The sequence below is a fragment of the Caballeronia sp. M23-90 genome (assembly GCF_053574605.1).
In genome coordinates this window covers 1-851 of the sequence record NZ_JBSIPA010000917.1, presented here as the reverse complement: position 1 = coordinate 851, position 851 = coordinate 1, and the positions used below count along the sequence as shown (strand labels likewise).

General features: G+C 60.6%; 2 protein-coding genes. One reads left to right on the top strand and one right to left on the bottom strand.

The annotated features are described in order from the left end of the window. Positions 1 to 304 (bottom strand): amidase family protein (locus ACRXB1_RS36975; RefSeq protein ID WP_449494896.1); only part of this gene is annotated, 304 nt, incomplete at its 3' end. A 177-nt stretch (positions 305 to 481) separates the two neighbouring features. Between ACRXB1_RS36975 and ACRXB1_RS36970 the strand changes: the two genes are divergently transcribed. Next, on the top strand, positions 482 to 808 hold the full coding sequence (locus ACRXB1_RS36970; RefSeq protein WP_449494895.1) for a superinfection immunity protein: 327 nt from the start codon (positions 482 to 484) through the stop codon (positions 806 to 808). The last annotated feature ends 43 nt before the right edge of the window (positions 809 to 851 follow it).

The window sequence follows — 851 nt, the reverse complement described above, 5'->3', positions numbered from 1 at the left end:
TGTTGCGCGGCGCGCCGTAGTGAGCGTTCTTGCCGGTCATCGAAAACGCGAGTTCCTCCGTGTGTGTCTTGCCGGCGAAAACCGCACCCGCAGCAAGCAATGCATCGACGACGGGCGCGCTGGCCGTCTTGATGCCGGACATTGCCAGCATGTGGGGGCTGCCGCAGCCTGTCGGGTAACCGGCGACATCGAAGATGTCCTTCACTGCGAATGTCAGACCGCTGAGCGGGCCGCTTGCGGCGTTTGCCACAGGAGAGTCGGGGAAGGGCACGAAGGCGCGGGATGAAGCCGGATCTTGGGTCATGTTCTTATAAGTGAGAGGCGGTTCGATAGCGCCTGATTATTACGGCGGTTAAATTTGTGACTTGGACCTTCGCGGCCATCAGGCCTATTCTGAATTTTCGCTTGAACGGACCGCAGACTGCAATGCACGAAGGTTGCATCCATGTCCGGCTCACGCGATCTGTAAGGAGATTGAAAAATGGTCGCAAAAACGCTGGTCCAGGCTCTTCTCGCCGTTGTCGCCATGGTCGTGTACTTTACGCCGTCTATCGTGGCGGACAGGCGAGGGCGGCGCAACGTGCTGCTGCTCGCGCTGATGAACGCGCTGCTCGGATGGACAATCGTGGGATGGCTGAGCGCGCTTTACTGGGCGCTTCATCGCGACAGCCCGAGGAAAGTCGACCGAATCGTGCGGATGCAGACGCGCATGAAGGCCCATGCAACCGCCGATGCAATCGTCGCGCGTGCGCTTGCCCGCCATGTCCCGCCGGCAAAAGCAATCCGCATCACACGCGAACCGTACTGATCGTGACGCGCTAGACGCTCAGCCTGCGAGCGCCAGTGCGCGA